Origin of the sequence: Actinacidiphila polyblastidii (genome assembly GCF_036353415.1) — a bacterium.
Lineage (GTDB): Bacteria > Actinomycetota > Actinomycetes > Streptomycetales > Streptomycetaceae > Actinacidiphila > Actinacidiphila polyblastidii.
The window spans coordinates 168,095-190,664 of sequence record NZ_JAZEWV010000010.1 but is presented as its reverse complement, the minus strand read 5'-3'; the positions used below and the strand labels follow the sequence as shown (position 1 = coordinate 190,664).

17 protein-coding genes are annotated in these 22,570 nt (G+C 75.2%); 7 read left to right on the top strand and 10 right to left on the bottom strand.

The window, feature by feature from the left end; translation table 11 throughout:
- Nucleotides 1-79: 79 nt before the first annotated feature.
- Nucleotides 80-544 (bottom strand): hypothetical protein, encoded by a 465-nt coding sequence (locus tag V2S66_RS15330; protein WP_330795645.1) that lies wholly within the window; start codon nucleotides 542-544, stop codon nucleotides 80-82.
- A 681-nt stretch (nucleotides 545-1,225) separates the two neighbouring features.
- Here V2S66_RS15330 and V2S66_RS15325 point away from each other — a divergent pair.
- Entirely contained in the window at nucleotides 1,226-1,969 is a 744-nt protein-coding gene (locus tag V2S66_RS15325) for a winged helix-turn-helix transcriptional regulator (RefSeq protein WP_330795643.1), read from the top strand.
- Between the two features lie 48 nt (nucleotides 1,970-2,017).
- On the opposite strand, the gene V2S66_RS15320 is transcribed toward V2S66_RS15325, so the two are convergent.
- Nucleotides 2,018-2,323: a hypothetical protein gene (locus V2S66_RS15320; RefSeq protein WP_330795640.1), complete on the bottom strand. Its 306-nt coding sequence runs from the start codon at nucleotides 2,321-2,323 to the stop codon at nucleotides 2,018-2,020.
- Between the two features lie 239 nt (nucleotides 2,324-2,562).
- Between V2S66_RS15320 and V2S66_RS15315 the strand changes: the two genes are divergently transcribed.
- Nucleotides 2,563-3,801 (top strand): DUF4032 domain-containing protein, encoded by a 1,239-nt coding sequence (locus V2S66_RS15315; protein ID WP_330795638.1) that lies wholly within the window; start codon nucleotides 2,563-2,565, stop codon nucleotides 3,799-3,801.
- Here the strand turns inward: V2S66_RS15315 and V2S66_RS15310 are convergent.
- Nucleotides 3,738-4,289, bottom strand: coding sequence for an ATP-binding protein (locus tag V2S66_RS15310; protein WP_330795636.1), 552 nt, complete (start codon nucleotides 4,287-4,289; stop codon nucleotides 3,738-3,740). The genes V2S66_RS15315 and V2S66_RS15310 overlap by 64 nt on opposite strands.
- A 454-nt stretch (nucleotides 4,290-4,743) precedes the next feature.
- Here V2S66_RS15310 and V2S66_RS15305 point away from each other — a divergent pair, with 454 nt between their 5' ends.
- Nucleotides 4,744-5,577 (top strand): helix-turn-helix domain-containing protein, encoded by an 834-nt coding sequence (locus V2S66_RS15305; protein WP_330795634.1) that lies wholly within the window; start codon nucleotides 4,744-4,746, stop codon nucleotides 5,575-5,577.
- Nucleotides 5,574-5,828, top strand: coding sequence for a DUF397 domain-containing protein (locus V2S66_RS15300; RefSeq protein ID WP_330795631.1), 255 nt, complete (start codon nucleotides 5,574-5,576; stop codon nucleotides 5,826-5,828). The genes V2S66_RS15305 and V2S66_RS15300 overlap by 4 nt, the downstream gene beginning before the upstream one ends.
- Here the strand turns inward: V2S66_RS15300 and V2S66_RS15295 are convergent.
- The 3 genes from V2S66_RS15295 to V2S66_RS15285 form a co-directional block, all read right to left on the bottom strand.
- The gene (locus V2S66_RS15295) at nucleotides 5,825-6,469 is read right to left on the bottom strand and encodes a hypothetical protein (RefSeq protein WP_330795629.1); all 645 of its coding nucleotides are present in this window, start codon (nucleotides 6,467-6,469) and stop codon (nucleotides 5,825-5,827) included. The two genes, V2S66_RS15300 and V2S66_RS15295, sit on opposite strands and share 4 nt — an antisense overlap.
- Entirely contained in the window at nucleotides 6,466-7,128 is a 663-nt protein-coding gene (locus tag V2S66_RS15290; RefSeq protein ID WP_330795627.1) for a hypothetical protein, read from the bottom strand. Before V2S66_RS15290 ends, V2S66_RS15295 begins: the two co-directional genes overlap by 4 nt.
- A gap of 124 nt (nucleotides 7,129-7,252) precedes the next feature.
- Nucleotides 7,253-8,299, bottom strand: a complete 1,047-nt coding sequence (locus tag V2S66_RS15285; protein ID WP_330795626.1) for a LacI family DNA-binding transcriptional regulator — start codon at nucleotides 8,297-8,299, stop codon at nucleotides 7,253-7,255.
- A gap of 178 nt (nucleotides 8,300-8,477) precedes the next feature.
- On the opposite strand from V2S66_RS15285, the gene V2S66_RS15280 reads away from it, so the two are divergent.
- Together V2S66_RS15280 and V2S66_RS15275 are read left to right on the top strand one after the other, a co-directional pair.
- The gene (locus V2S66_RS15280) at nucleotides 8,478-10,076 is read left to right on the top strand and encodes a glycoside hydrolase family 43 protein (RefSeq protein WP_330795624.1); all 1,599 of its coding nucleotides are present in this window, start codon (nucleotides 8,478-8,480) and stop codon (nucleotides 10,074-10,076) included.
- A gap of 114 nt (nucleotides 10,077-10,190) precedes the next feature.
- On the top strand, nucleotides 10,191-13,442 hold the full coding sequence (locus V2S66_RS15275; RefSeq protein WP_330795622.1) for a helix-turn-helix transcriptional regulator: 3,252 nt from the start codon (nucleotides 10,191-10,193) through the stop codon (nucleotides 13,440-13,442).
- Between the two features lie 243 nt (nucleotides 13,443-13,685).
- Here the strand turns inward: V2S66_RS15275 and V2S66_RS15270 are convergent, their stop codons facing one another.
- Complete coding sequence (locus V2S66_RS15270; protein ID WP_330795621.1) at nucleotides 13,686-13,883, bottom strand: hypothetical protein; 198 nt, start codon at nucleotides 13,881-13,883, stop codon at nucleotides 13,686-13,688.
- Nucleotides 13,865-17,047, bottom strand: coding sequence for a type 2 lanthipeptide synthetase LanM family protein (locus V2S66_RS15265; RefSeq protein WP_330795617.1), 3,183 nt, complete (start codon nucleotides 17,045-17,047; stop codon nucleotides 13,865-13,867). The genes V2S66_RS15270 and V2S66_RS15265 overlap by 19 nt, the downstream gene beginning before the upstream one ends.
- 589 nt (nucleotides 17,048-17,636) lie before the next feature.
- On the opposite strand from V2S66_RS15265, the gene V2S66_RS15260 reads away from it, so the two are divergent.
- Complete coding sequence (locus V2S66_RS15260; RefSeq protein ID WP_330795615.1) at nucleotides 17,637-19,412, top strand: AfsR/SARP family transcriptional regulator; 1,776 nt, start codon at nucleotides 17,637-17,639, stop codon at nucleotides 19,410-19,412.
- Between the two features lie 378 nt (nucleotides 19,413-19,790).
- On the opposite strand, the gene V2S66_RS15255 is transcribed toward V2S66_RS15260, so the two are convergent.
- Complete coding sequence (locus tag V2S66_RS15255) at nucleotides 19,791-21,305, bottom strand: aromatic amino acid lyase (RefSeq protein WP_330795612.1); 1,515 nt, start codon at nucleotides 21,303-21,305, stop codon at nucleotides 19,791-19,793.
- 154 nt (nucleotides 21,306-21,459) lie between these two features.
- Nucleotides 21,460-22,428 (bottom strand): ABC transporter substrate-binding protein, encoded by a 969-nt coding sequence (locus V2S66_RS15250; protein WP_413966401.1) that lies wholly within the window; start codon nucleotides 22,426-22,428, stop codon nucleotides 21,460-21,462.
- Between the last annotated feature and the right edge of the window lie 142 nt (nucleotides 22,429-22,570).

The following is a 22,570-nucleotide window of genomic DNA, read 5'->3' as shown; positions in this document are numbered from 1 at the left end:
CCCGCGGAGGCGTCGGTCCGCGGTCGACCGCGTGGTCATACCGGCGGGCGCGCGGGCGGCGGGGCGTCGCGCCGTCCGGCTAGACCCGGGTCTGGTAGACCCTGATCTCCGTCGGCCGGAGCGCCCTGATCACCGTCCATGCCGGTTGCTCGGTCAGCCCCCGGGCCCAGAGGCCGACATCGCCGTCCGCGTCGTGGAAGAACCACGAGGTGAAGCTCCCCAGGCCCGCCGAGGCGGAGGAGGGTCCGTGGCGAAGCTCGCAGTGGAGCTGCACGTAGTGGTCGTGATCGCCGTCGCTGTCGACGACGTCGAACTGCCGGGTGAGGTCCAGCGTGAACGTCGGGGGCCCGCCGCATGCGTAGGTGCCGTACTGGAAGAGGATGCCGTCCACGTCAGGGCTGTCGGGAAGGTCGAACCGCCGCCGGCCGAAACGGACGAACGCGGGCCAGCAGTCTTCAGCCGTCATGCCGGCCAGGGCCTCGCGTCCGGCCAGCAGGTCGCTCTCGAGCAGCGCCCTGGCCTGATCCACCGACGGTCTCCGCATCCCGCGTCCCCTCCTTCTCCCGCGCAGCGACGATCAGCGTACGCAACCCCGCGGGCTCACGGGCGCGGTGGCGGTGCCGGTCCGAGGTCCGGCGCTCAGCGCCACAGGTGCGCGGGCGGTGCGTCCGCTGCCGTCCAGGTGCGCTCCGGTGATCTGCGCGACGTGCCCGATGCGCGCGCATCCTGCGCAGCGCCGCACCGGTGCGGAGGCCGAGGTGGAGCAGCTCCCGGCTCAGCTCCTCCCGGACGGCGTCCACCACGACCTCGTCGCCGGCGGGCAAAAGGGCGGTGCGTGCCCGGCCGATGATCCGGTCGATGTCCTTGCTCCGCCGCTTTCCCGCCCGCGTGACGCAGCGCGAAAACCAGCCGTATGTACACCTCTTCGCCGGGCGTCACGAGGCCCGCCACCACGGCGGACGCCACCTCGCCGGCCGGCGCGTCCAGTTCGCCCCGCACTCCCCACCGCCCCTCGGACCGTGACGACGACCACAGCGACGGAAAACCCTTCCGCACGGCCTTCGCCCGCGTCCGTGACGAATCCGTGGCGTTGCCCGGTTTTGTACCAACCTTGCCCCGGCGTGTTTCGGACGCCGCCGGCCCTTGCGTGGAACTCCTCCTGAAACACAACCAGGTACTCTTGCAACGTAAGTATCACTTCGGCGGAGTGCGGGAGTTGGTCGTCATGTCGACGAAGCGCACGTACGGAGACGGGTGCGGAATCGCCCGAGCGCTCGACCTGGTGGGCGAGCGGTGGGCGTTGATCGTGGTCCGGGAGCTGCTGCTCGGACCGAAGCGGTTCACCGACCTTCAAGCCGGAATGTCCGGCGCGAGTCCGAACGTACTGGCGCTGCGGCTGCGGGAGCTGGAGGCCGGCGGTGTGGTGCGGCGGCGCAAGCTGGGGCCGCCCGCTGGCAGCCGGGTGTACGAACTCACCGAGTGGGGATACGAGTTGGAGCCCGCGCTGATGCTGCTCGGGCGGTGGGGAGTGCGGTCCGCGGGACCCGCGGAGCCGTACCGCAGCGTGGACTCGATGATGCTCTGGCAGCGCACCCGCTTCGACCCGGTGGCCGGCGCGGGCCTGGAGGCGAGCTACGCGCTGCTGGTCGGGGACGACTGCTTCGTGCTGCGGGCGTCGGGCGGCGAGCTGACGGTGGCGCGCGGCGCGGCGGACCGGCCGGCCGCGACGGTCGGCGCGGATCTGGAGACGATGTTCGCCGTGCTGACCGGCGAGGAGGGTGTGGCGGAGGCCGCCGCGTGCGGCCGGCTCACGCTCTCCGGCGACCCGCGGGCGGTGGACCGCCTGCTGGACGCCCTGCGGCTGGACGGCAGCATGCCCCGGCCCGAGCGCGAGCCCGGGTCCGCGCCCGAGCCGCCGGCCGCTGCCGCGGCGGCCGCCGCGATCCCCGTCCCCGTCGCGGCCGGCTGACTCCCTGACCCGCACCGCCCGCCGCCTCCCGCCGCGGACGGCCGCCGCCTACTCGCTGAGGAAGCGGTACGACCCGATCACCTGCGCGCCCCCGCGCACCGGCGGCGACACGATGCGCTCGCCGATCCCCTGCGCGAACGCCTGGAACTCGGGCAGCTCCGGCAGCGGGTCCGCGTCCCCCTCGGTGAGCACGACGTGCACGAAGGTCACGCCGTCCTCCAGCCGCAGGGTGGTGTAGCGCAGCCCCTCGGGCCGCGCCTTGTCGAGGGCCGCGAAGACCTCCTCGACCAGCCGCTGGTTCTCCTCCGCGGCCTCGGGCTTCGTCTCGTAGCGAATGACGGCGGCCTTGCTCATGGTGGTGTCCTCCATAACGGGGTTCCGACGTGCGGAGAGCCTTCGACGAGCCGTCGACGAGTGTCCCACGGCCCCCCTCCGTCACGGTGCCGAACCGGCCGTCCCGGCGGCTACTCGTGGGGTGCGCTTCCGGTGACCGTTTACGCTACGTCCGACAGCCTGTTCGCCTGCCCGGCGTGCACCACCGGGTGCCCGCACCGGCGCCGGGACCGGCGCCCGCTCGACGTGAGGACCCCGCCATGCCGCTGCAGATCAGGGCCTTCGACGCCGGCCATCCGTCCAAGCTGCTCGACCTCGCGTGGTCGGTGCCGCTGGAGCAGTGGCCGGACGAGTCGCTGGTCGCGCTGCCGCGCGGCATCTCGCGGCACGTCGTGCGGTTCGCCATGGCCGGCGACGAGGTGGTGGCGATCAAGGAGGTCAGCGAGTGGGCGGCGGTCCGCGAGTACGGGCTGCTGCGCGACCTGGACCGCCTCGCGATACCGGCGGTGGACCCGATCGCCGTGGTGACCGGACGGGTCGGCGCGGACGGCGAGCCGCTGGAGCCCGCGCTGATCACCCGGCATCTGAACGGCTCGCTGCCGTACCGCTCGATGTTCGAGACCACGATGCGCCCGGGAACGGTGAACCGCCTGCTGGACGCACTGGCCGTGCTGCTGGTGCGACTGCACCTGGTCGGCTTCGCGTGGGGCGACTGCTCGCTGTCCAACACGCTCTTCCGCCGCGACGCGGGCGCCTTCGCCGCCTACCTCGTCGACGCGGAGACCGGCCAACTGCACCCCCAGCTCAGCCGCGGGCAGCGGGACTACGACATCGAGCTGGCCCGGGTGAACATCGCGGGAGAGCTGATGGACCTGGAGGCCGGCGGCTCGCTGCACCCGTCCGTCGACCCGGTGACCTTCGGCGAGGCGATCGTGTCCCGGTACGCCGACCTGTGGCACGAGCTGACCCGCGAGTCGGTGTACCCGGCGAGCAAGCGGTACTACATCGACGACCGGATACGCCGCCTCAACGACCTCGGCTTCGACGTCGCCGAGATGCAGATCCAGCGTTCGCCCGGGGGCGACCAGGTGACCTTCCTGCCGAAGGTGGTCGACGCCGGCCACCACCAGCGCCAACTGCTGCGGCTGACCGGCCTGGACACCGAGGAGAACCAGGCGCGCAGCCTGCTCAACGACCTTGAGCACTGGATGGCCACCCAGGACGACTACGCCCCGGGCGACCCGCTCGGGGCGCGCCCCGAGGTGCTCGCGCACCGCTGGGTGCGGCAGGTCTTCCGGCCGGCCGTCCGCCTGGTGCCGCTGGACCGGCGGGCCGGTCTGGACCCCGCGCAGATCTACCACGAGCTGCTCGAACACCGCTGGTACCTCTCCGAGCGCGCCGGGCACGACGTGGGCCTCGACACCACCGTCGAGAGCTATCTGACCGACGTGCTGCCGCACTCCGCGCTGGCCGCCGCCGTCCCGCCGCCGACCGCCTGAGGCCCCGCTGACAGTTGGCTCGATCCGGCCGGTGGGAGGGCGAGTTCCGCCCGCACGGTCTTGCCCGGCGGGCGGGCCAGCACGGTCCACGAGGTGGCGAGCGCGTCCACGAGCACCAGACCGCGCCCGCCGTCCGCCAGCGGCGCGGGCTGCCGCGGCGACCGCGGTGCGGACGGCATGCGTTCGGCGCGGGTGTCGCTGACGTCGATGCGGAGCAGGCCGGGCGACAGGGCGAGGCGGACTTCGAAGTCCCGTCCGGGGACCCGTCCGTGGGTCGCCGCGTTCGCCGCCAGCTCGGCGACGATCAGCGCCGCGGCCTGCCCGGCGTCGGACTCCGGCGGTACGCCCCAGCGCGCCAGCTGCGCCACCGCGATCAGCCGGGCCGCCCGCGCCCCGCGCCGCGTCGCGCCGAACCGCTCCACGCGCTCGGCGAACTCACCCTCGGTGAGGGCCGTTCCTGGGATCTCTGAGAGTGGGGATGTGCTCATGACGCCAATCTGTCCTGGCCGCACCGGCCTTGACCAGCGCCCCGCCTTGTACGGTCCGGCGGCGTACGCGCCTCAGAGCTGGACGTACGCCGCACGCAGCGTGAGCGTGGCCCTACGGCAGAAGGGGTACGTGCGGCCGTCGTCCGGTCCCGTGTGTCGGGGGATCACACGGACCGGACGACGGGCGCTCGCACCCCTTCTTGCCTCACTTCGAACCCTGCACTTGCACTTTAGTTGTGTCTCCTCCTGAATCACAAGTAGGCACTTGTGACAGCGCAGTTGACGAGAAGTTGTCACCTTGCGTCACCTCCGGCCCCACGCCTGACGCAACGTTTCTGTAGGTAGCGGGCCCCCATGTACGGTCCGTCAGCGTACATACGCAAGGGGTGGACGGTACGCGTCACCGACTGTGACGCTGGGCCGTCACGTCACGGTGCAAGGGGAGGTGGGCCCGGTGGCCGAGGGAGTCAGCGCGTTCGGCGGAGAGCCCGAACCGTCGGACAGTCTGCGGACGTTCGGAGCGGTGGTGCAGGGGCTGCGCGAGCATGCCGGCTTGAGCCGGGAGGAGTTCGGCCGCCGCGTTGGCCTCTCGAAGCACACGATCGCGTCGATCGAGACCGGTCGGCGCATGCCCGACCCCGACTTCGTCGTGCGCGCCGAGCCGGTGCTCGGCAACACGGGTGCATTACGGAAGGCGATCGCACACGTTCGGCGTCAGGCCGGACTCGCGACCTGGTTTCGTCGCTGGGCGCGGCTGGAGACTTCGGCGAGTGCGCTGTGCACCTACGAGTGCCGCCTGCTCCCGGGCCTGTTGCAGACCGAGGCGTATGCGCGGGCGTTGTTCGAGGGTCGGCTGCCGCCGCTGAGCGACGAGGAGATCGAGACCCAGCTGACAGCTCGACTCGAACGCCAAGTGCTCCTGATGAATCCGCACATCGCATTCAGCTTCGTGCTGGACGAGCACCTGTTTCTACGCGGCTCCGGTGGCATTGACGTCACTCGCGAACTGATCACCAGCGTTCTGGAGGCGTCGTCACGTCGCAACGTCGAGGTGCAGATCCTGCCGCTGGACGTGGGGGTCCATCCTGGGCTCAATGGCCCGATCGTGCTTCTGGAGACACCCGAGAACCGCTGGTTCGCCTATTCCGAGGGCCAGGAGACGGGTCAGCTCGTCACGGACGCAAAAGCGATCAGCGTGCTCCACCTGCGGTATGCAAAACTGCGCTCGCAGGCTCTCAGTCCGGTGGAAACCCGGAGCCTGCTGGAGCGGATGCGAGGAGAGCTATGAGCACGCCCGACCTGGCCTGGTTCAAGAGCAGCTACAGCAGCGGACAGGGCGACAACTGCATCGAGGTCGCCCTCTCCTGGCGCAAGTCCAGCTACAGCGGCGACTCGGGCGACAACTGCGTCGAGGTGGCCGCGCACGCGGCCTCCGTCCACGTACGGGACTCCAAAGACCGCCAGGGACCCTCCCTGGCGTTTGACGCGCAGGAGTGGGCGCACTTCGTCACGTTCGCCCGCGCACAGCGCCAGCGTTAGCGCACCGCGTACGCCCAGGGATCGGACGTGCCGGTGCCGGGGACGGCCGGCAGGCAGTACCGGCACAGCTTGTAGCCGGCGCCCTCGGGCGGCTCGACCTGGTGCCGCGCCCAGACGACCGCCTCGTCCGCCGCCATGACCTGCATGCCGGCCGCCCAGGCCGTCGTGCAGACGCCGTCGTGGGCGAAGGCGGGCAGCGCGGCGAGGGAGGCGGTCGAGCCGAGGGGCTCGGCGTGGCCGACGAACCGGGCCACCCGGGGGCAGCCGCTGCGGTGCAGCGTGCTCTTCTCCGCCGCGTACGGGTACTGCTCGGGGTCCGCGAGCCGGACCTTGTGCGTGTACGAGGCGGCGGCGATCGCGTCGAACTCCGCACGGGCGTCCTGGCAGACGGGGCAGTCGTCCGTGCAGTCGTACGCGGCGGCGGCGCCGTCGGGATCATCGTCCGTCCACAGCCGCAGCGCGCAGGCGTCGAGGACGTCGAGGAGTTCCTGTTCGTGGACGTGCCCGCGCGCGACGAGGCCGATCATCTCCTTGACCGCGGCGAGTGCGACGACGACGTGGGACTCCCCCGGCGTGTACGGCGAGCCGGTGCGGTGGACGCCCTGGACGAACCACTCGAGCGTGCGCGGGTCCTCGATCATCGCCTGCGCTGTCGGGGGAGTTTGGCGTGGCGCGGCTGGAGGAGGGTGAGCTGCCGGAACAGCAGGTGGAAGCAGGCCAGCGCGGAGACGGGCGGCAGCCCGGCGGTGGCGATCGCGGTGACCGTCTTCGGGGCGTGGGCGATGCACAGGGCCATGCAGATGCCGGTGAAGACGATCACCGCGCACCAGGCGGCCCGCACGTGCTTGCGGTGCCGGGCGGCGTGCAGGATGGACAGGCAGGCGGCGACCCAGGGCCCGTAGACGAGCAGCGGCCAGGTGCTGGCCAGGCCGTTCGCGGTCGGTGACGCCAGGAGGCGCAGCGGGCCGTAGGAGATCATCCCGGCGAGCACGCTGACGGTGCCGGTGACGGTGGCGGTGACGCCGGCGATGCCGTGGCCGAGCACGGCCGGCCAGCGGACCTGCACCCGGATCAGGCGGGTCCGCCTGCGGCGCCGGTCGACGCGCGGCGCGCGCTCGGGCAGCGGCGCGGGCGCGGGCGGCGGCTGGAAGTCCTCGGGAGGCGGCTCCTCCTGGTACGGCGGCCGGAAGAACTGCTCGAACTCGGCGTCCAGGTCCCACTGCTGCCGGCGGGTCTCGTCCGGCTCCGGCTCGAAGAAGGGGGTGGGGACGAGCAGTCCGCGGTCGTCGTACTCATACATGGTCTCGTGCCGTCCGGGTCGTGTGGGCGTGTTCCTACCCGCACTAACGAGGGCCGGGGGGACGCCAGGACGAGGCACTCGGGTGAATCCGCACGCCGCCGTGTTTCCTCGCGGCCCTTCGGGCTCATGAGCGCCGCGGCGGGCACGTCGAATGGCGCAGGACCAGCCGGGTGGCGAGCTCCATGCGGAGCCCGTCGGGGGTCTCGCCGTCGGCGAGGCCGAGGAGGGCGCGGGCGGCTGCGGCGCCCATCTCGGCGAGGGGCTGGCGGACGGTGGTGAGCGGGGGCGGCGACCACCGCGCCTGCGGCAGGTCGTCGAAGCCGACCACGCTGAGGTCGTCGGGGATGCGCAGGCCGCGCCGGCGGGCGGCCTCGTAGACGCCGAGCGCCATCTGGTCGCTGGAGGCGAAGACCGCGGTGGGCGGGCGGTCGAGGGCGAGCAGCGCGGCGCCGTGCGCGAAGCCCGACTCGTGTGAGAAGTCGCCCTCGCGGACGAGGAGTTCGTCGGCGCCGGCGCCCGCGGAGTCCAGTGCGGTGCGGTAGCCGTCGAGCCGGGCCCGGCTGCACAGGACGGCGGAGGGGCCGGTGATCATGCCGATGCGGCGGTGCCCGAGCGACAGCAGGTGCTCGACCGCGCTGCGGCCGCCCGCCCAGTTCGTCGCGCCGATGGTGGGGATGTCGAAGGCGGGCACCCCGGCCGGGTCGATGACCACCGCGGGCATGCCCAGCCGCCGCAGCTCGGCGTGGAGTCGGGGCGCCAGCTCGGCGGTGACGAGGATCGCGCCGTCGGAGTTGCGGGAGCGGATGCCGGCCAGCCACTGCTGCGCGGACCACGCCTGGTGGTGGACCGCGGAGACGACCGCGCCGACGCCCGCGTCGTGGGTGACCTTCTCGACGCCGCGCAGGATCTCCACCGCCCAGAGGCTGTCGAGGTCGTTGAAGACGAGGTCGATGAGGTGGGCGCGGGCGGCGGCGCGCGAGGTGCGCCGCCGGTAGCCGTGGAGGGCGAGCAGGTCCTCGACGCGGCGGCGGGTGGCGGCGGCCACGTCGGTGCGGCCGTTGAGCACGCGGGAGACGGTCGGCAGCGACACGCCCGCCGCGCGGGCGATGTCGGCGATCGTCACGCGTCCGGGCGTCGCGTCGCGGGTGGCGTGGTGTGTCGCGTCGCGCATCCCGTCCGGCGGCGCCCCGGCCGGCTCCTCCACTCGTGCCCCCTCCGGCTCGCGCCGCCCTGGCCGACGGCGTCGAGGGTCTTGACGCCGGCTTCGGCGCGATTCTACGGTCGGCCAGCAACTTTCGGAAGAATATCGAAAGTTTCGATGCCGATCCCTACCGGAGCCCGCCCCCCTCATGACGCTCTACGCCGACAACCCCGTCCTGCCCGGCTGCCACCCCGACCCGTCGGTCTGCCGGGTGGGGCAGGACTACTACCTGGCCAACTCCTCCTTCGAGTTCTTCCCCGGCATCCCGCTGCACCACAGCCGGGACCTGGTGCACTGGCGGCCCATCGGACACGCCGTGGACCGCCCCGGGCAACTCGCGCTCGGCGGCGTCCGCGCCTCCGGCGGCCTGTACGCGCCGACGCTGCGGCACGCCGGGGGCCGCTTCCACCTGGTGTGCACGCTCGTCGACGGCCTCGGAGCCTCGGGCAACTTCCTGATCAGCGCCGACGATCCGGCCGGCGCCTGGTCGGACCCGGTGTGGCTGCCGGAGGCGCCCGGCTTCGACCCCTCGCTGTTCTTCGACGACGACGGCTCGGCCTACCTGCTGGGCACCCGGCAGCTGGACGCCGCCGGGCACACCGAGATCTGGCTGCGCTCCCTCGACCTGGCCACCGGCGGGCTCACCGGCCCCGACCACGTCCTGTTCCGCGGCGCGCTGCGCGACGCCCGCTGGGCCGAGGGCCCGCACCTGTACCGCTACGGCGGGGCGTACTACCTGGTGCTCGCCGAGGGCGGCACCGAGTACGAGCACGCGGTCACCGTGGCCCGCAGCCGGCACGTCACCGGCCCGTACCTCAACCATGCCGCCAATCCCGTGCTGACGCACCGCCATCTCGGCCTCGCCTACCCGGTCTCGGGCGTGGGCCACGCCGACCTGGTGGAGACGCCCGGCGGCGACTGGTACGCGGTGCTGCTCGGCTCGCGGATGTACGGCGGGCGGTACGCCAACCTCGGCCGGGAGACCTTCGTGGCCCGCGTGGTGTGGGAGGACGGCTGGCCGGTGGTCAACCCGGGCGTCGGGCGGGTCGAGGAGCGGGCCGAGGTGGGGCTCACCCCGTATCCGTGGCCGTCGCAGGACCCCGTCGACCGCTTCGAGGGCGACACGCTCGGCCCGCACTGGAACACCCTGCGCGGACCGCTCGGCGAGGCCGCCGTACTGACCGGGCGGCCCGGCCGGTCCGGCCGGCTGCGGCTGCGGCTGCTCCCGCGGACCCTCGCCGAGCCCGCCACCCCCGCGTTCGTCTGCCGCCGCCAGCAGCACATCGACTTCGCCGCGGAGACCGCCCTGGACTTCGAGCCCGCCGCGCCCGGCGACGCCGCCGGTCTCGCGGTCCTGCAGAACCCGGAGAACCACCTGACCGCGCTGGTCACCCTGGACGGGCAGGGCCGCAAGGTCGCGCGGCTGACCGAGCGGCGATGCGGCGCGCAGACGGTGCTGGCCGAGCTCCCGCTCCAGGAGGGACCGGTGCGGATCGGCGTGCAGGCACGCGGCCAGGAGTACACCCTCTCCTGCGTGCAGCCACCGCACGGACGGCGGGAGTTGGGCACGGTGGAGGGCCGCTTCCTCAGCAGCCAGGCCGCGGGCGGCTTCACCGGCGTCGTCCTCGGACCGTACGCGACCGGCTCGGCGCCCGTACCGGAAAGCCGCCCACGGCAGCCCGCCGACCAGCAACAACCGCACCGATACGCGGAGTTCGACTGGTTCCGGTACGAGCCCGCGGGGTGATCGGGGCCCGCCGGCCCTTGCGCGGTGCCGGTAGAATTCGTTCCAGTTGATCAGCGCACGTGTTCGGGTATCGGTTTCGTGTCGCACGCTGGAAGACCGGAGTCGCAAATCAGGATGACGAACCCGTCCAGGGGCCGGGCCGCCGCGCTCGTCGGTCGTGACGACGAGCTCGACGCCCTCGGCCTCGCCCTCCGCGACGCGCGCGACGGCCGTGGCACCACGCTGTTCGTCGCGGGGGAACCGGGGATCGGCAAGACCCGGCTGACCGCCGAGGCGGTCGGTCTCGCCGTGGAAGCCGGGATGGCCGTGCTCAAGGGCCGGTGCACCGCCACCGGGCCCGCGGTCCCCTTCCGGCCGCTCACCGAGGCGCTGCTCTCGCTCACCCGGGCCGGCGAGGCGCCGCCCGCCGACGCCCTCGGGCCCTACCTGCCGGTGCTCGGCCGGCTGGTGCCCGAGTGGTCGAACGGCGAGGACTGCGACCAGTCGCCCATCGTGCTCGCCGAGGCCGTCCTGAGGCTGGCCGCGGCCCGCGGCAAGGGCCGCGGCTGCCTGCTGCTCATCGACGACCTGCACGACGCGGACCCCGAGACGCTCGCCGTGATCGAGTACATCTCCGCCAACCTCGCCGCGCAGCCCGTCGCCGTCGTCGCGACGGTGCGCAGCGCGCCGTCCGCCGCCTTCGAACTGGCCAACGCGGTCTCCCAGCGCCGCGAAGGGACCCTGGTACCGCTCGGACGGCTCGGCGACCGGCAGGTGCACGCCTTCGCCGCGTCCTGCCTGGGCTGCGACCCCGCCGAACTGGCCGAGGAGGTCTCCGCGCAGGTCTTCGCCGACAGCGGCGGAATCCCCTTCGTCGCCGAGGAGTTGATCCGCGGCATGCTCGCCGAGGGCCTGCTGCGGGCGGTGGACGGGCGCTGGGAGCCGGCCTCGCGGGGCGCGGCGCGCGGCGGGTCGTCGAACGGCGCCGCGCCGCGGCTCGGGGCGGGCGCGCCGCACCGGGCCGTCACGCCGGCCGATGAGGTCCCGCCGCCCGGGGACGCCGCGCCGCGCGGTCCCGTCACGCTGCCAGGCGACGCCGCACTGCCCGGGGACACGGCGGGTCGCGGGCCGGGGACGCCGCCCGGCGGGGCGGTGCGGGCGCGGCCGCACGGCGCGGACGCCGCCACCGCGGCGGCGCTCGCCGCCCCTGGCCCGGACCTCGTACCGGCGGCCGGCGCCTACCCGCGGCCGCCGTCGCGGTCCGGGGCCTGGCGCGGGCGGGTGCCGTTCACGCTGGCCAGGGCGGTCGAGCAGCGCGCGGCCCGGCTCGGGCCGGACGGAGTACGGGTGCTGTCCGCCGCGGCCGTCCTCGGGCGGGCGTTCCCGCTGAGCGTGCTGCGGCGCTGCGCGGGACCCGACGACAACATCCTGCGCGACTACCTGCGCGCCGCCGTCGCCGAGGGCCTGCTGCTCCACGACGACGAGCGCGGCCCCGACTGGTACGCCTTCGAACACCCGCTGACCGAAGAGGCGTTGCTCTCGCTGCTCACCCCCGTCGACCGCGCCGAGCTGTCCGTGCGGGCCGCCGACGCCGTCGACGAGCTGTACCCGGGCCTGCCCGGCACCTGGTGCCACCTCGCGGCCCGGCTGCGCCGCCACGCCGGCGAGCGGCACGCGGCCGCCGCCCTCTACCTGGAAGTGGCCCGCCGCGCCCTGGCCGGCAGCGGCCCCGGCACCGCCATCGCCGTACTCGACGAGGCGCACCGGATGCTCGGCGACGCCCCCGACGGACCCGTACAGGGCCCGGTGCACCGCGAGTTGCTGGAGACGCTGCTGTTCGCGCTGGCGGACGACGGCCAGTTCGACCGGGCCGCGCAGGTCGTCGACCGGCTGCGCCGGGTCGACACCGGCATCGACCTCAAGCGCCGCATCGAACTGCACGTCCGGCTCGCCTGGGCCGCCGAGGTGGCCGGCCGCTGGGACGAGGGCATGAACCAGGTCGCCGCCGCCCGCGCGCTGCTCCCCCCGGACGCCGGACAGCGCGACGCCGCCGGGATCGACGCCGTCGAGGCGTACCTGACCGTCTCCGGCGCGGAACAGGGCCGCATCGAGCAGAGCGAGCAGCTCGCGCGCCGCGCCATCGAGGGCGCCGAGCAGCGCGACGACCCGGCGCTCGCCTGCCAGGCGTGGTACGCCGTCGGGTTCGCCACCCGCGGCCGGTCCCTCGCCGAGTCCGACCGCTGCTTCCGCCGCACCCTGCGGATCGCCACCGAGAGCGACCTCATGACGTGGCGCAACCACGGGCTGATCGGCCTCGGCAGCAACGCGTGGCTCGCCGAGGCCACCACCGACTCCCTCGCCTACGCCCACCGTGAGGCGCTGCGCACCGGCTGCGTCAGCCTCGCCCACAACGCCGGCGTGATGCTCGCGCTCGACGCGGTGCTGCGCTCGGACTTCGACCACGCCACCGCGCTGCTCGACGGCTCCCTCGACGAGACCCGCCGGCTGCAGCTGCACTCGGTGACCCGGTACGCGCTCATGCTGCGCGCGGTCGTCGCCGCCCACCAGGGCAAGCGGCCCCAGATGCGGGCCGCGCTCGCCGAGTTCAGGGCCGGCGGCGGCGAGCAGTCCCGCGAGGCGCCGCTCGCCCGCGGGCTGGCCGAGCTGTTCTGCGCGCTGCTGGAGGAGGACCGCGAGCAGGCCGACGCGGTCGCCGCGCGCCTTGCCGCGGGCGCGCCCGGACAGGAGAGCTTCTTCCACTTCTCCGGCACGCACGGGCTGTTGCTGCTGCTCGCCACCCTCGACGGCGGCAGCCGTGAGGAGTTCGAGCGGAAGCGGTCGGGGCAGGCCGCGCAGATGCGGTGGAACCGGCAGTTCGTCGAACTCGCCGAGGCGGTGCTGCTGGGGCGTGAGGGGCACCGCGCCGAGGCGCAGCAGGCGCTGCGCGCCGCGCTGGACAGCGCGGACGTCTTCCCGACCGCCCGCCACCTCGGCCTGCGGCTCGTCGCCGACCGCGCGCTCGCCGACGGCTGGGGCGAGCCGCGCCGCTGGCTCGTCGAAGCGGAGGAGTTCTTCCACCGGGCGGGGGTCGTCGCCGTGGCCGGCGCGTGCCGGTCGCGGCTGCGCACCCTCGGCGTCATGGTGCGGCAGCGCCGCGCCGGCACCGACCGCATCCCCGAGCAGCTCCGCGCGCTCGGCGTCACCCTCCGCGAGTACGACGTCTTCCGGCTCCTCGTCGACCGCCTCGGCAACAAGGCGCTCGCCGCGCGGCTCCACATCTCGACGCGCACCGTCGAGAAACACGTGGCCAGTCTCCTGACGAAGACCGGAACGCATGATCGCGCGGCGCTCTGCGACTACACCGCTGACTTCATGTCCACCCGTTGACCACGGTCCGGGCGCAGCCCGGGGTTCTTCGGGGGCGCGGGGAACGGCGCGGCCAGCCGCCACGACGGCTGCACGTCGTCACCGACCCGGAGGGGCAATTGCTGTCGCAGACCGGACCACCGGCCGGTGGTGGGTTGCCCGCGCCGTTCCCCGCGCCCCTGGCAGGGCGCAACGCCCAGCGCAATCCGGGCGCGGCTCGGGGAAACGGGGGCCTCGCGCCCCCCGGGGGCGCGAGGCCGGCGGTCAGAGGATGATGCTGGAGACGGTGGTGGGGGCGTCACCAAGGGTGGCGACGGCGACCGCGCCGACAGTCATCCCGGCGAGAATCGCCACCCGGCGCCGAGCCGCCCGCACGGCCTCCGCCCGGGCAACGGCGTCGTCCGGCGCGGCGGAGCCGCCCTGCGCCGCCGGGAAGTCGGTGGTCACGGCGTGGTTGTCCATGGAGACGGTGCCCTTTCGGTCGTGGTCAGGGTGACCTCGGCCCACCCGCTGGGCTGCAGCAGGAGCACCGAGGGAATCGTGGCGCCGGAGGCGAGCCGCAGCAGGCCGTGGCCGATACCGGCGAGTCCGGCCAGCAGGCCGGGGGTGGTGACGCCCAGCGGCGCACCGCAGCGGACGCCGTGGCGTTCGACGGAGCGCAGCAGGCGGGCCGCGGCGGTGCGGCGGGCGGCCGCGGCCGCGGGGCCCGGGAGCCCGGCCAGCGGTTCGAGGACGCCGAGTTCGCCGTGGCACAGGGAGAGGTCGAGCAGCGGCGCGCGGTCGGCCGCGGTGACGCGCGCGAGGTGGGCGGCCCGGTGCGCGGCGTCGCGCACGGCCGTACCGGCCAGGCCCGCGCACCAGCTGAGGTCGTCGGCGGGCGGGGCCGGCGCGTCGGCGCCGGGCCGCGCGGGCCGGCACCGGGTCAGGGCCCACGCGACGCCGTCGTGGCCGCGCAGGAACCCGCCCGCGGCCGGTCGCGGCGCGGCGGCCGTCCGCGCGGCCAGCTCGCGGGCCAGGCGTCCCGCCGCGGGCAGTCCGGTCTGGGCGTGGACGGCGTGGGCCGCGAGGAGCGCGCCGGCCAGGCCGTCGGCGACGTCCGCCGGCGCCTGCGGATCGGCGGCCGCCGCTTCGAGCGCGGTGAGCGCGTCGGGCAGCGCGTCCGTCAACTCGGGTGCATCGTCGAGCAGTTCCGCGAGCCGCACAGTGGCGTAGGCGACGCCGCCGAGTCCGGAGAAGCCGCCGGGGCCGACCGCGGCGGCCAGTTCGGGGTGGTCCGCGAGCAGCCGCAGCATGCGGGGCAGCGGGCGTACGGCGTCGGCGGCCAGCGCCGCGTACCGGGGGGTGCCGGTGGCGCGGGCGAGTTCGGCCAGGAAGAGCGCGGTGCCGGTGTAGCCGTCCGCCAGCCCCATACCCATGCCGAGGACGGCCCAGCCGCCGCCGTCGAGCTCCTGCAGGCCCGGCCAGTTGGCGCGGTCGCCGCCGCGGCAGGCGAGGTCGGCCAGCTGGTCGCCGATCCCGGCGGCGAGCGCGAGCAGCCGTCCGGCGACGGGCCGCGTCGCGGCCTCGTCCTCGGCCGCGGGGACGCCCACCGGGTGCGCGCGGTGGGCCGGCGCGACCGCTCTGGTGGCCAGTGACGCCCGGATCAGCCACTCCTGGCGTGCGAGGTCGGCGGGGCCCATGGCGTGGATCTTCGCGCGGGCCGCGGCGAGCGGCGCCACCGGGAGCAGCTCGCCCAGGTCGCCGCCGCGGGCGCCGCGCAGCGTGCGGGCGCCGGGCGTCGCGGTGAACACGGGGATGTCGCCGGCCGCCAGGTCCGCCGCCTCGTGCGGCGCGAGCACCGCGAGGTGGGGGTGCCCGGTCTCCTCCGCCGGCAGGTCGAACGCCGCCTGCCGGGCGCTCAGTTCGCCCAGCAGGTGCGGTTCCGTCGCCTCGGCCAGCAACTCCGCGTAGGTCTGGCTGGGGCGCGCCACGACCCGTACGGCCTCGTCCGCGAAACGGCTCAACAGGCCGTTGTCGGAGGTGAGTTCCTCGGCCCGGCCGGCGATCGCCAGATATCCGGCGCGGAATCCGCGCAGCAGGCCGTCCACATGGTCCGCGGGGTCGGCGGGCGCGCCCGGGACCGGCGGGTGGACGGGGGCGTCGGCCGGGCCCGGCGCCGGGGCGGGCGCCGACGGCGCGCCGGGGACGGCGAGGACGGGACGGTTGGCGGCCCCGGGCCACGGCGTGGGCGCGTAGGTCAGGCGCATCGCGTCGGTGCCCGGCTCCGACCAGGTGGGGCGCGGCGTCGGGCAGTCGGCGGCGGGGCCGGCGCCGAGCGCCGAGGTGTCGAGTGGGGCGTGCGCCGAGACGAGCGGGTTGGGCAGCACGGCGGTGCGCAGCAGCGACGCGGCCAGCGCCGCGGCCGCGGGGTCCGCGCCGCCGTCGGTCCCGGGCGTCCACGCGGGGTGGAAGAGCGTCTCGACGTCCACCACGACCGGCTGGTCGCCCGCCGCGATCAGGTTCTCGGCGTGCACGTCGGAGGCGTCCACCGCGTGCAGCAGGGCGAGTTGGGCGCCAAGGCGCTCGTAGAAGGCATTGAGCCCGGCCGGGGAGGCGCAGGCCGCGGCCGGCACGAACCCCGACCATCCGTAGCCCTCGCGCGGCAGCAACGGGACCGGGCGCGCGCCGAGTTCGGGGCGCTGCTCGGCGAACCAGCCGAGCAGTTCGTTCCAGCGCGCGTGCAGGCCGAGCGGGCGCGGCTTGTACACCAGCCGCCGCCCGCACGCGAAGTCGAGCACGGCGACGGTACGGCCGCCGCCGTGCGGGTCGCCCAGGCCGAACCGCACCCCGGTCAGCGCGCCCGGCTCGGGTTCCGGCGCCTCGCCGAGGAGTCCGGCGGCCACGATGCGGGGCCGGTCCGCCCGGTAGCGGTCGAGGAGTTCGGTGGCGGCCGCCACCGCGTTCAGGCAGCGCTCGGCGAGCAGCCGGGCCAGCACGGGGTGCCGCCGGCACAGCAGGTCGGTCAGCGCGGGCCGCGCGGCGATCGTCCGCACGAAGTGGTCGAACCGCTCCCGCCCGTCGGCCCCTTCGAGCCGGCCGCCCAGCCGCGCCGACCGCAGCTCGCCGACCAGGGTGCGGCCGGCCAGCGCGACCAGCCCCGCCGCGAGGTGCCGCCGCGCGCCCTCCCAGACCGCCCGCCGGTCCGCGGTCTCCTCCACCCGGCCCGGCCCGGTCGGGCGTCCCGCGTGGAACCGGATGTCCGCGGCCACGAGGAAAGGCCACAGCGGATGGACGAGCCGTCCCTCGGCGCCCATCCCGGCCACCTCCCGCACCCGCTCGCCCGGCCCGTGCGGGGCCGCCGTCGCGTGTCCGAGCGCCTGCCCGACGAACTCCGCCCACGCCGGGGCGGGCGCCGCCGCGGCCGAGCCGTCCGCCGCGGGGACGGCGTCGCCCCCGGCGGGCCCGCGGGTGGCGCACGGCGTGCCGGAGGTCCCTGCCGCCGCTGCCGCTCCCGCCGCCCGTGCCGCGCGGGCGCCGGACGCGCCTTCGGGCGCGCCGGGCGCGCCCGCCGTGGCGGCGGGCCGCTCGGCCGGGGGGACCGCGGGGGCCCACCAGACGGGGGAGGCGGCGTCCCCCGGCGGGGACACGAACGGGTGATCCGACCCCGGCGCGGAACCGGTCCCCCGGGACGGGGACACGCTGCCCGAAAGGAATCCGGGCGAGGGTTCGGGCACGGCCGCGGAGCAGCCCAGCGCGCCGAGGTCGAGAGGGGGAGCCGGCGCGGGCGCGGGCTCGTCGGGTCGCGCCGTGGCGCGGCCGCGTTCGGACGCCGCGGCCGGCCCGGCTGAGCCTGCTGACCTGCCGTCCTCCCGGCTGGCCTCCGCTCCTGCGGGACCGGGATCGGTCCGTGGGTCCCCGGGCGTGGCGGCACGCTCCGCCGCCCGCTCGCCGGTCCGGCGGGCAGGGCCGGGTTCCGGGATCGGGCGGGAGGAAGGCGACGCGGGCTCCGGTGCGGGGGTCGGCGGGTGGGCGGAAGGCGGTGTCGGCGGGGAGGTCGGCACCAGAGGCATGCCGCGACCCTTGCACGCCGTGGCCGGAAACACATGGGTAGTAGTCCCCCAGATTCCCGCCAGGAACCGTGGGTCGCACCACCCCGGCACGCACACCGCGCACACAAGCGGAATGTGGGGGCGGGGCCCCCATGCGCCGCCGGGCACAGGGTGGCAACTTCGGTTCATGAACCGCTCGGTCACGACCTTCGGGGAGCTTTCGGTGCGGTACGAGGGCGAGGTGGAACCGGCCGATCCGGGCGGGTCCGCACCACGGCGGCTGCTGGCCCTTCTGGTCAGCGGGGCCAACGCCTCCCTCCGCGTCGACGCGTTGATCGACGCGCTGTGGGCGGGCCGGCCCCCGCGCGCGGCGCGCAAGAACCTCCAGGTGTACGTGTCACGGCTGCGCCGCCTGTTGGGCGACCGGCTCACCCGCGCGCACGGCGGCTACCGGCTGCGGACGGCCGCGGACGACGGCGATCTGCTCCGCTTCGAGCAGCTGGCACGCGACGGGCGCCGCCGCTCGCGCGAGGGCGATCCGGAGGCGGCGGTCGAACTGCTGGCGCGTGCGCTGGAGTTGTGGCGCGAGCGGCCGCTCGCCGAGTGCGACGACGCCGCCACGCCCGCGCCCGCGAGGGAGCGGCTGCAGGAACTGTTCCTCGCGTCGCTCGAGGAGTGGGCGGATCTGGAGGCGGCCCGCGACGGCCACCGCCGGGTACTGGACCGGTTGCAGGATCACGTACCGGCCAACCTGTTGCGCGAGCGGCTCGCCGCGGCGTGGATCGGTTCGCTCGCCGCGACCGGCCGTGAGAGCGAGGCGCTGGCCCACTTCGAGGCGGTGCGGCGGTCGCTGGCACGGGAGTTGGGGGTGACGCCGGGCCCGGCGCTGACGGTGGTGCACCGCCGGCTGACGCAGCGCGCGGCCACGCCCCCGCTACGGCGGCCGGGTCCCGGCAACCAACTCCCCCGCGACCTGCCCGACTTCGTCGGCCGCCGGCCCGAGATCCGGGACGCGCTCGCGCACTTCGGGGCGGCCGCGGCGGGCGGCTCCCAGCCGCGCACCGCAGCGGAAGGCGCCGCGGGCGGCGGGGTGATGGTGGTGTCCGGGCCGGTCGGCGTCGGCAAGACGGCCTTCGCCGTGCACGTGGGCCACCGGCTCGGCGCGTCCTTTCCCGACGGCCTGGTCATGGCCGAACTCGGCAACCGGCCGCTGAGCGGGGTGCTGCGCGGACTGCTCGACACCGTCGGACTGCCCGGCGAGCGCGGCACCGCGCAGGCGCTGGCCCGCTGGCGCACCTGGGTGTCGGAGCGGCGGCTGCTGCTGGTCCTGGACGACGCGGTGAGCGGGCAGGTCGCCCGCGCGCTGCTGCCGCGCTCCGGCGCGAGCGGCACCATCGTGACCAGCCGCTATCGGCTCAGCGGGCTGGAGGCGGTGGCGCGCATCGAACTCCCGGCGCTCGCCGAGGCCGAGAGCACGGAGCTGCTGGGCCGGGTGATCGGCGCCGAGCGGGTGGCCGCCGATCCCGCGGCGGCGCGGGCGGTCGCCTGCTGCTGCGAGGGGCTGCCGCTGGCGCTGCGCGTCGCCGGCGCGAAGCTCGACGCGCTGCGGCACGTCCGGCTGGCCGACTTCGCGGCCCGGGTACGGGCCGCGGCGTCCCCGCTGGACGAGATGGCCTCGGGCGAGCTGGTGCTGCGCGAGCGGTACGAGGTGTTCTGGCGTGACCTCACCGAGCCCCAGCGGTCCGCCTACCGCGCGGTCGTCGCCCGCCGGCCGCCGTACTCCCACGAGCAGGTCGCCGCGCAGGCGGAGGAGTTGCTGGAGTGCTGCCTGCTGACGCCGCCGGGTGCCGGGCCGCGGGGCGGCGCGGTCTCGTACGGCATGTCGCGCTTCGCCCACGCCTTCGGTCGCGAGCGGCTCGGCGCGGAGCCGTACCGGGGGCCGCGCGGCGGCCCGGCGTCCTGACCGCCCCAGCCGGCCGGCGCGCGGTGCGCCCTGTCCGGGGCGCGACCAGCCACCACGACAACTCCACGACGCCACCGGCCCAAAGGGGCAATTCCCGCCACCCCCGGACCACCGGCCACCGGCCGGTTGCCCGCGCCCCCGGCAGGGCGCAACACCCACCGCGGTCCGGGCGCAGCCCAGGGTTTCCAGGGGCGCGAGGAACGGCGCGACCAGCCACCACGACAACTCCACGACGCCACCGGCCCAAAGGGGCAATTCCCGCCACCCCCGGCCCACCGACCGGCGGCCGGTTGCCCGCGCCCCCGGCAGGGCGCAACACCCACCGCGGTCCGGGCGCAGCCCGGGGGACGGGCGCAAACCGGGCGTCAGCCCGGGGGGTCAGAGGTCGGCGAGTGTGCGCAGCAACCCGGCCGCGGCGGCGACGTCGGCGGTGAGCGGACGATCCTCCGTGGCAGCGGGAAGCGTCCCGGACACCCCGGCGGTGAGCGCCGCGGAGACGGGGGCGTCCGGGGCGAGCAGCCCCGGCTGGAGGCGCAGCGCCCGCACGGCGGCGACGAGTTCGCACGAGAGCACGAGGCGGTACGCCTCCACGGTGCGCAGCGTCTGCCGCGCCGCCTGGGTGGCGAAGCTCGCCGCCTCCTCCGTACCCCGGGAGAGCACGGCGTGCCCGGCGGACGCGGGGGCGGAGGCCGCGGCGCGGATCTCCGCGAGCGCCGAACTCGCGCTGTACTCCAGGATCATCGTCCCCGAGCTGGCCGCCGGCCCGCACGCGAGGAACGGCCGCAGGCCGGTCATCTCGGGGTCGCCGAGGTGGGTCAGCCGGGAGACCGACAGCTGGGCGGTCTGGAGCACCGCGAGCGACAGCTGGTCGAGGGCCAGGCCGAGCGGCGCGGCGAAGAAGCCGCCGTGGTGGAAGGCGGCCGGGCCGCCGTCCGGGCCGTCCTCGCTGATCAGCGGGTTCTCCGAGGCGCAGTTGACCTCGACGGAGAGAATCCGCCCGAGCACCGCGGCCGCCTCCATGGCGGGCCCGTGCACCTGGGGGAAGGCGCGGAAGCCGTACGGGTCCTGGATGCGGCGTCCGGGGGTGACCGGGATGTCGGGCGCACCGAGGAGCCGTCGCACCTCGGCGGCGGCCCGCCGGGCGCCGGGGTAGGGGCGCAGCGCGTGCACGGGCGCGGCGTACGCCTCCAGGGAGCCGGACACCCCGGCGAGCGAGAGCGCGGCGACGGCGTGGGTGGCCCGGAGCAGCACGTCGAGGTCGTGGCAGGCCAGCGCGGCCTGGCCGAGGGTGAGGGCGTTGCTGCTCATGAGGGAGAGCGCGTCGCCCTGGGTGAGGGTGATCGCGGCGGGTCCGGCGTCCGGCGGCTCGCCGGCGGGGCCCCCGGCCGATCCCGCGGGGTCGCGGAGCCAGGGCTGCTCGCCGATGAGGGCCAGTCCGGCCTGGGCGAGGGCGGTGAGGTCGCCGGTGCCGACCGCGCCGTGCTCGGGGACGGCCGGGTACAGGCCGAGCCGCAGCGCGGCGACGAGGGCGGTGACGACGGCCGGCTGGAGGCCGGAGCCGCCGGCGAGCACCTGGTTGGCGCGGACCGCGAGCATCGCCCGCACCTGGCGGGCGGGTATCGGCGCGCCGATGCCGCCGGCGTGGCTGCGCAGCAGCCGCAGGTCCTGGCCCGCCTGGTCGTCCTCGCTGACCAGCACCATGCGGTTGGCGCCGACGCCGGTGTGCCGGCCGTAGAGGCGGCCCGCGGCGGCGGCCTGCCGGGCGGCGTGCCAGGACCGCTCGGCGCGGCCGTACGCCTCGGGCAGCACGGTGGGCTCCGCCTCGTGGTCGGCTATGGCGGCGACCGCGTCGGCGTCGAGGCCGGTCCCGTCGAGGACGACGTAGGACCCCATTGCACCCCCAGGGCATGTGACGTGTGGCGAGCGGACCCTGCGGGGCGGGCCGGGAGGACGGGGTGGGCCGGACCGGGTCAGCCCGGATCGACGGCCGGCCCGGCCGGACCGGTCATACCGGTCCGGCCGGGCGGATCAGATCACGCCTGGCCGATCAGGCCAGGCCGACGGACTTCAGCCACGTGGTGGCCACGTCCAGCGGGTCCTTCTTGTCGCTCTGCACCTGCGCGTCCATGGCGAGCAGCGCCTCGGTGGTGAGCTTCGCGGACAGCGCGTTGAGCGCGTCCACGCCGTTCTGCGCCAGGCCGGTCTTGTAGACCAGCGGCACCACGTTCTCGAAGCCGAAGAGGTTCTTGGGGTCCTTCAGGACCACGAACTTCTCCTGGGCGATGGTCACGTCGGTGGTGAAGATGTCCGCGGCCTGCACGTTGTCGTTCTTCAGCGCGGCCTCGGTGAGCGGGCCGCCCGCGTCGAGCGCCTTGAAGGACTTCGGCGTCAGGCCGTACTGCGACTTCAGGCCGACCAGGCCCTGCTGCCGGGTCTGGAACTCCGGCGAGGCGCCGATGGAGACCTGCGAGCCGACCTTGGCGAGGTCGGCGATCGTGGAGTCCGCGGTGAGGTGGAACTTGGCCGCCGTGGTCGCGTTGACCGTCAGCGAGTCCTTGTCCTCGGCCGGGGAGTCGGTGAGCAGCGTCAGCTTGGGGTCGAGCTTGGCGGTGATCGCCGCGTCGGTCGCGGCGGCGGTGGTCGGTGCGGCCTTGGCGTCCAGGTAGGCCAGCAGCGCCCCGTTGTACTCGGGCAGTACGGTGATGGAGCCGTTCTTGAGCAGGCCGTAGGTGGTCTCACGGCTGCCGATGTTGGGCTTGTAGCTGACCTTGACCCCCTTCGCCTTGAGCGCCTCGCCGTAGATGTCGGCGAGCAGGATGCTCTCGGCGAAGTTGTTCGAGCCGACCACGACGGTGCTGCCGCTCGGCTTGGTGTTGTTGCTGCTGGCCAGCGGGTCCTTCTTGTCCGAGCCGCCGCAGCCCGCGACCAGGGGGGCGGCGGTGAGGGCGGCGACCGCGACCACGGCCAATCGCAGGTGCCTCGGTCTTGACCAGGTGCTCTTCTGTGGTGAAGTCACGGTTTCCGCTTCCGGGCTGGTGGTGCGCGTGGTGATCGGACGCCGAGCGACGCTGCTCGAAGGAGAGTTCTCCGCGTCGATCCAATCCAGCCTCTTCGGGATCAGTCAAGTGCGGTCTCCCGGAAGCCACACTGCCGTAACA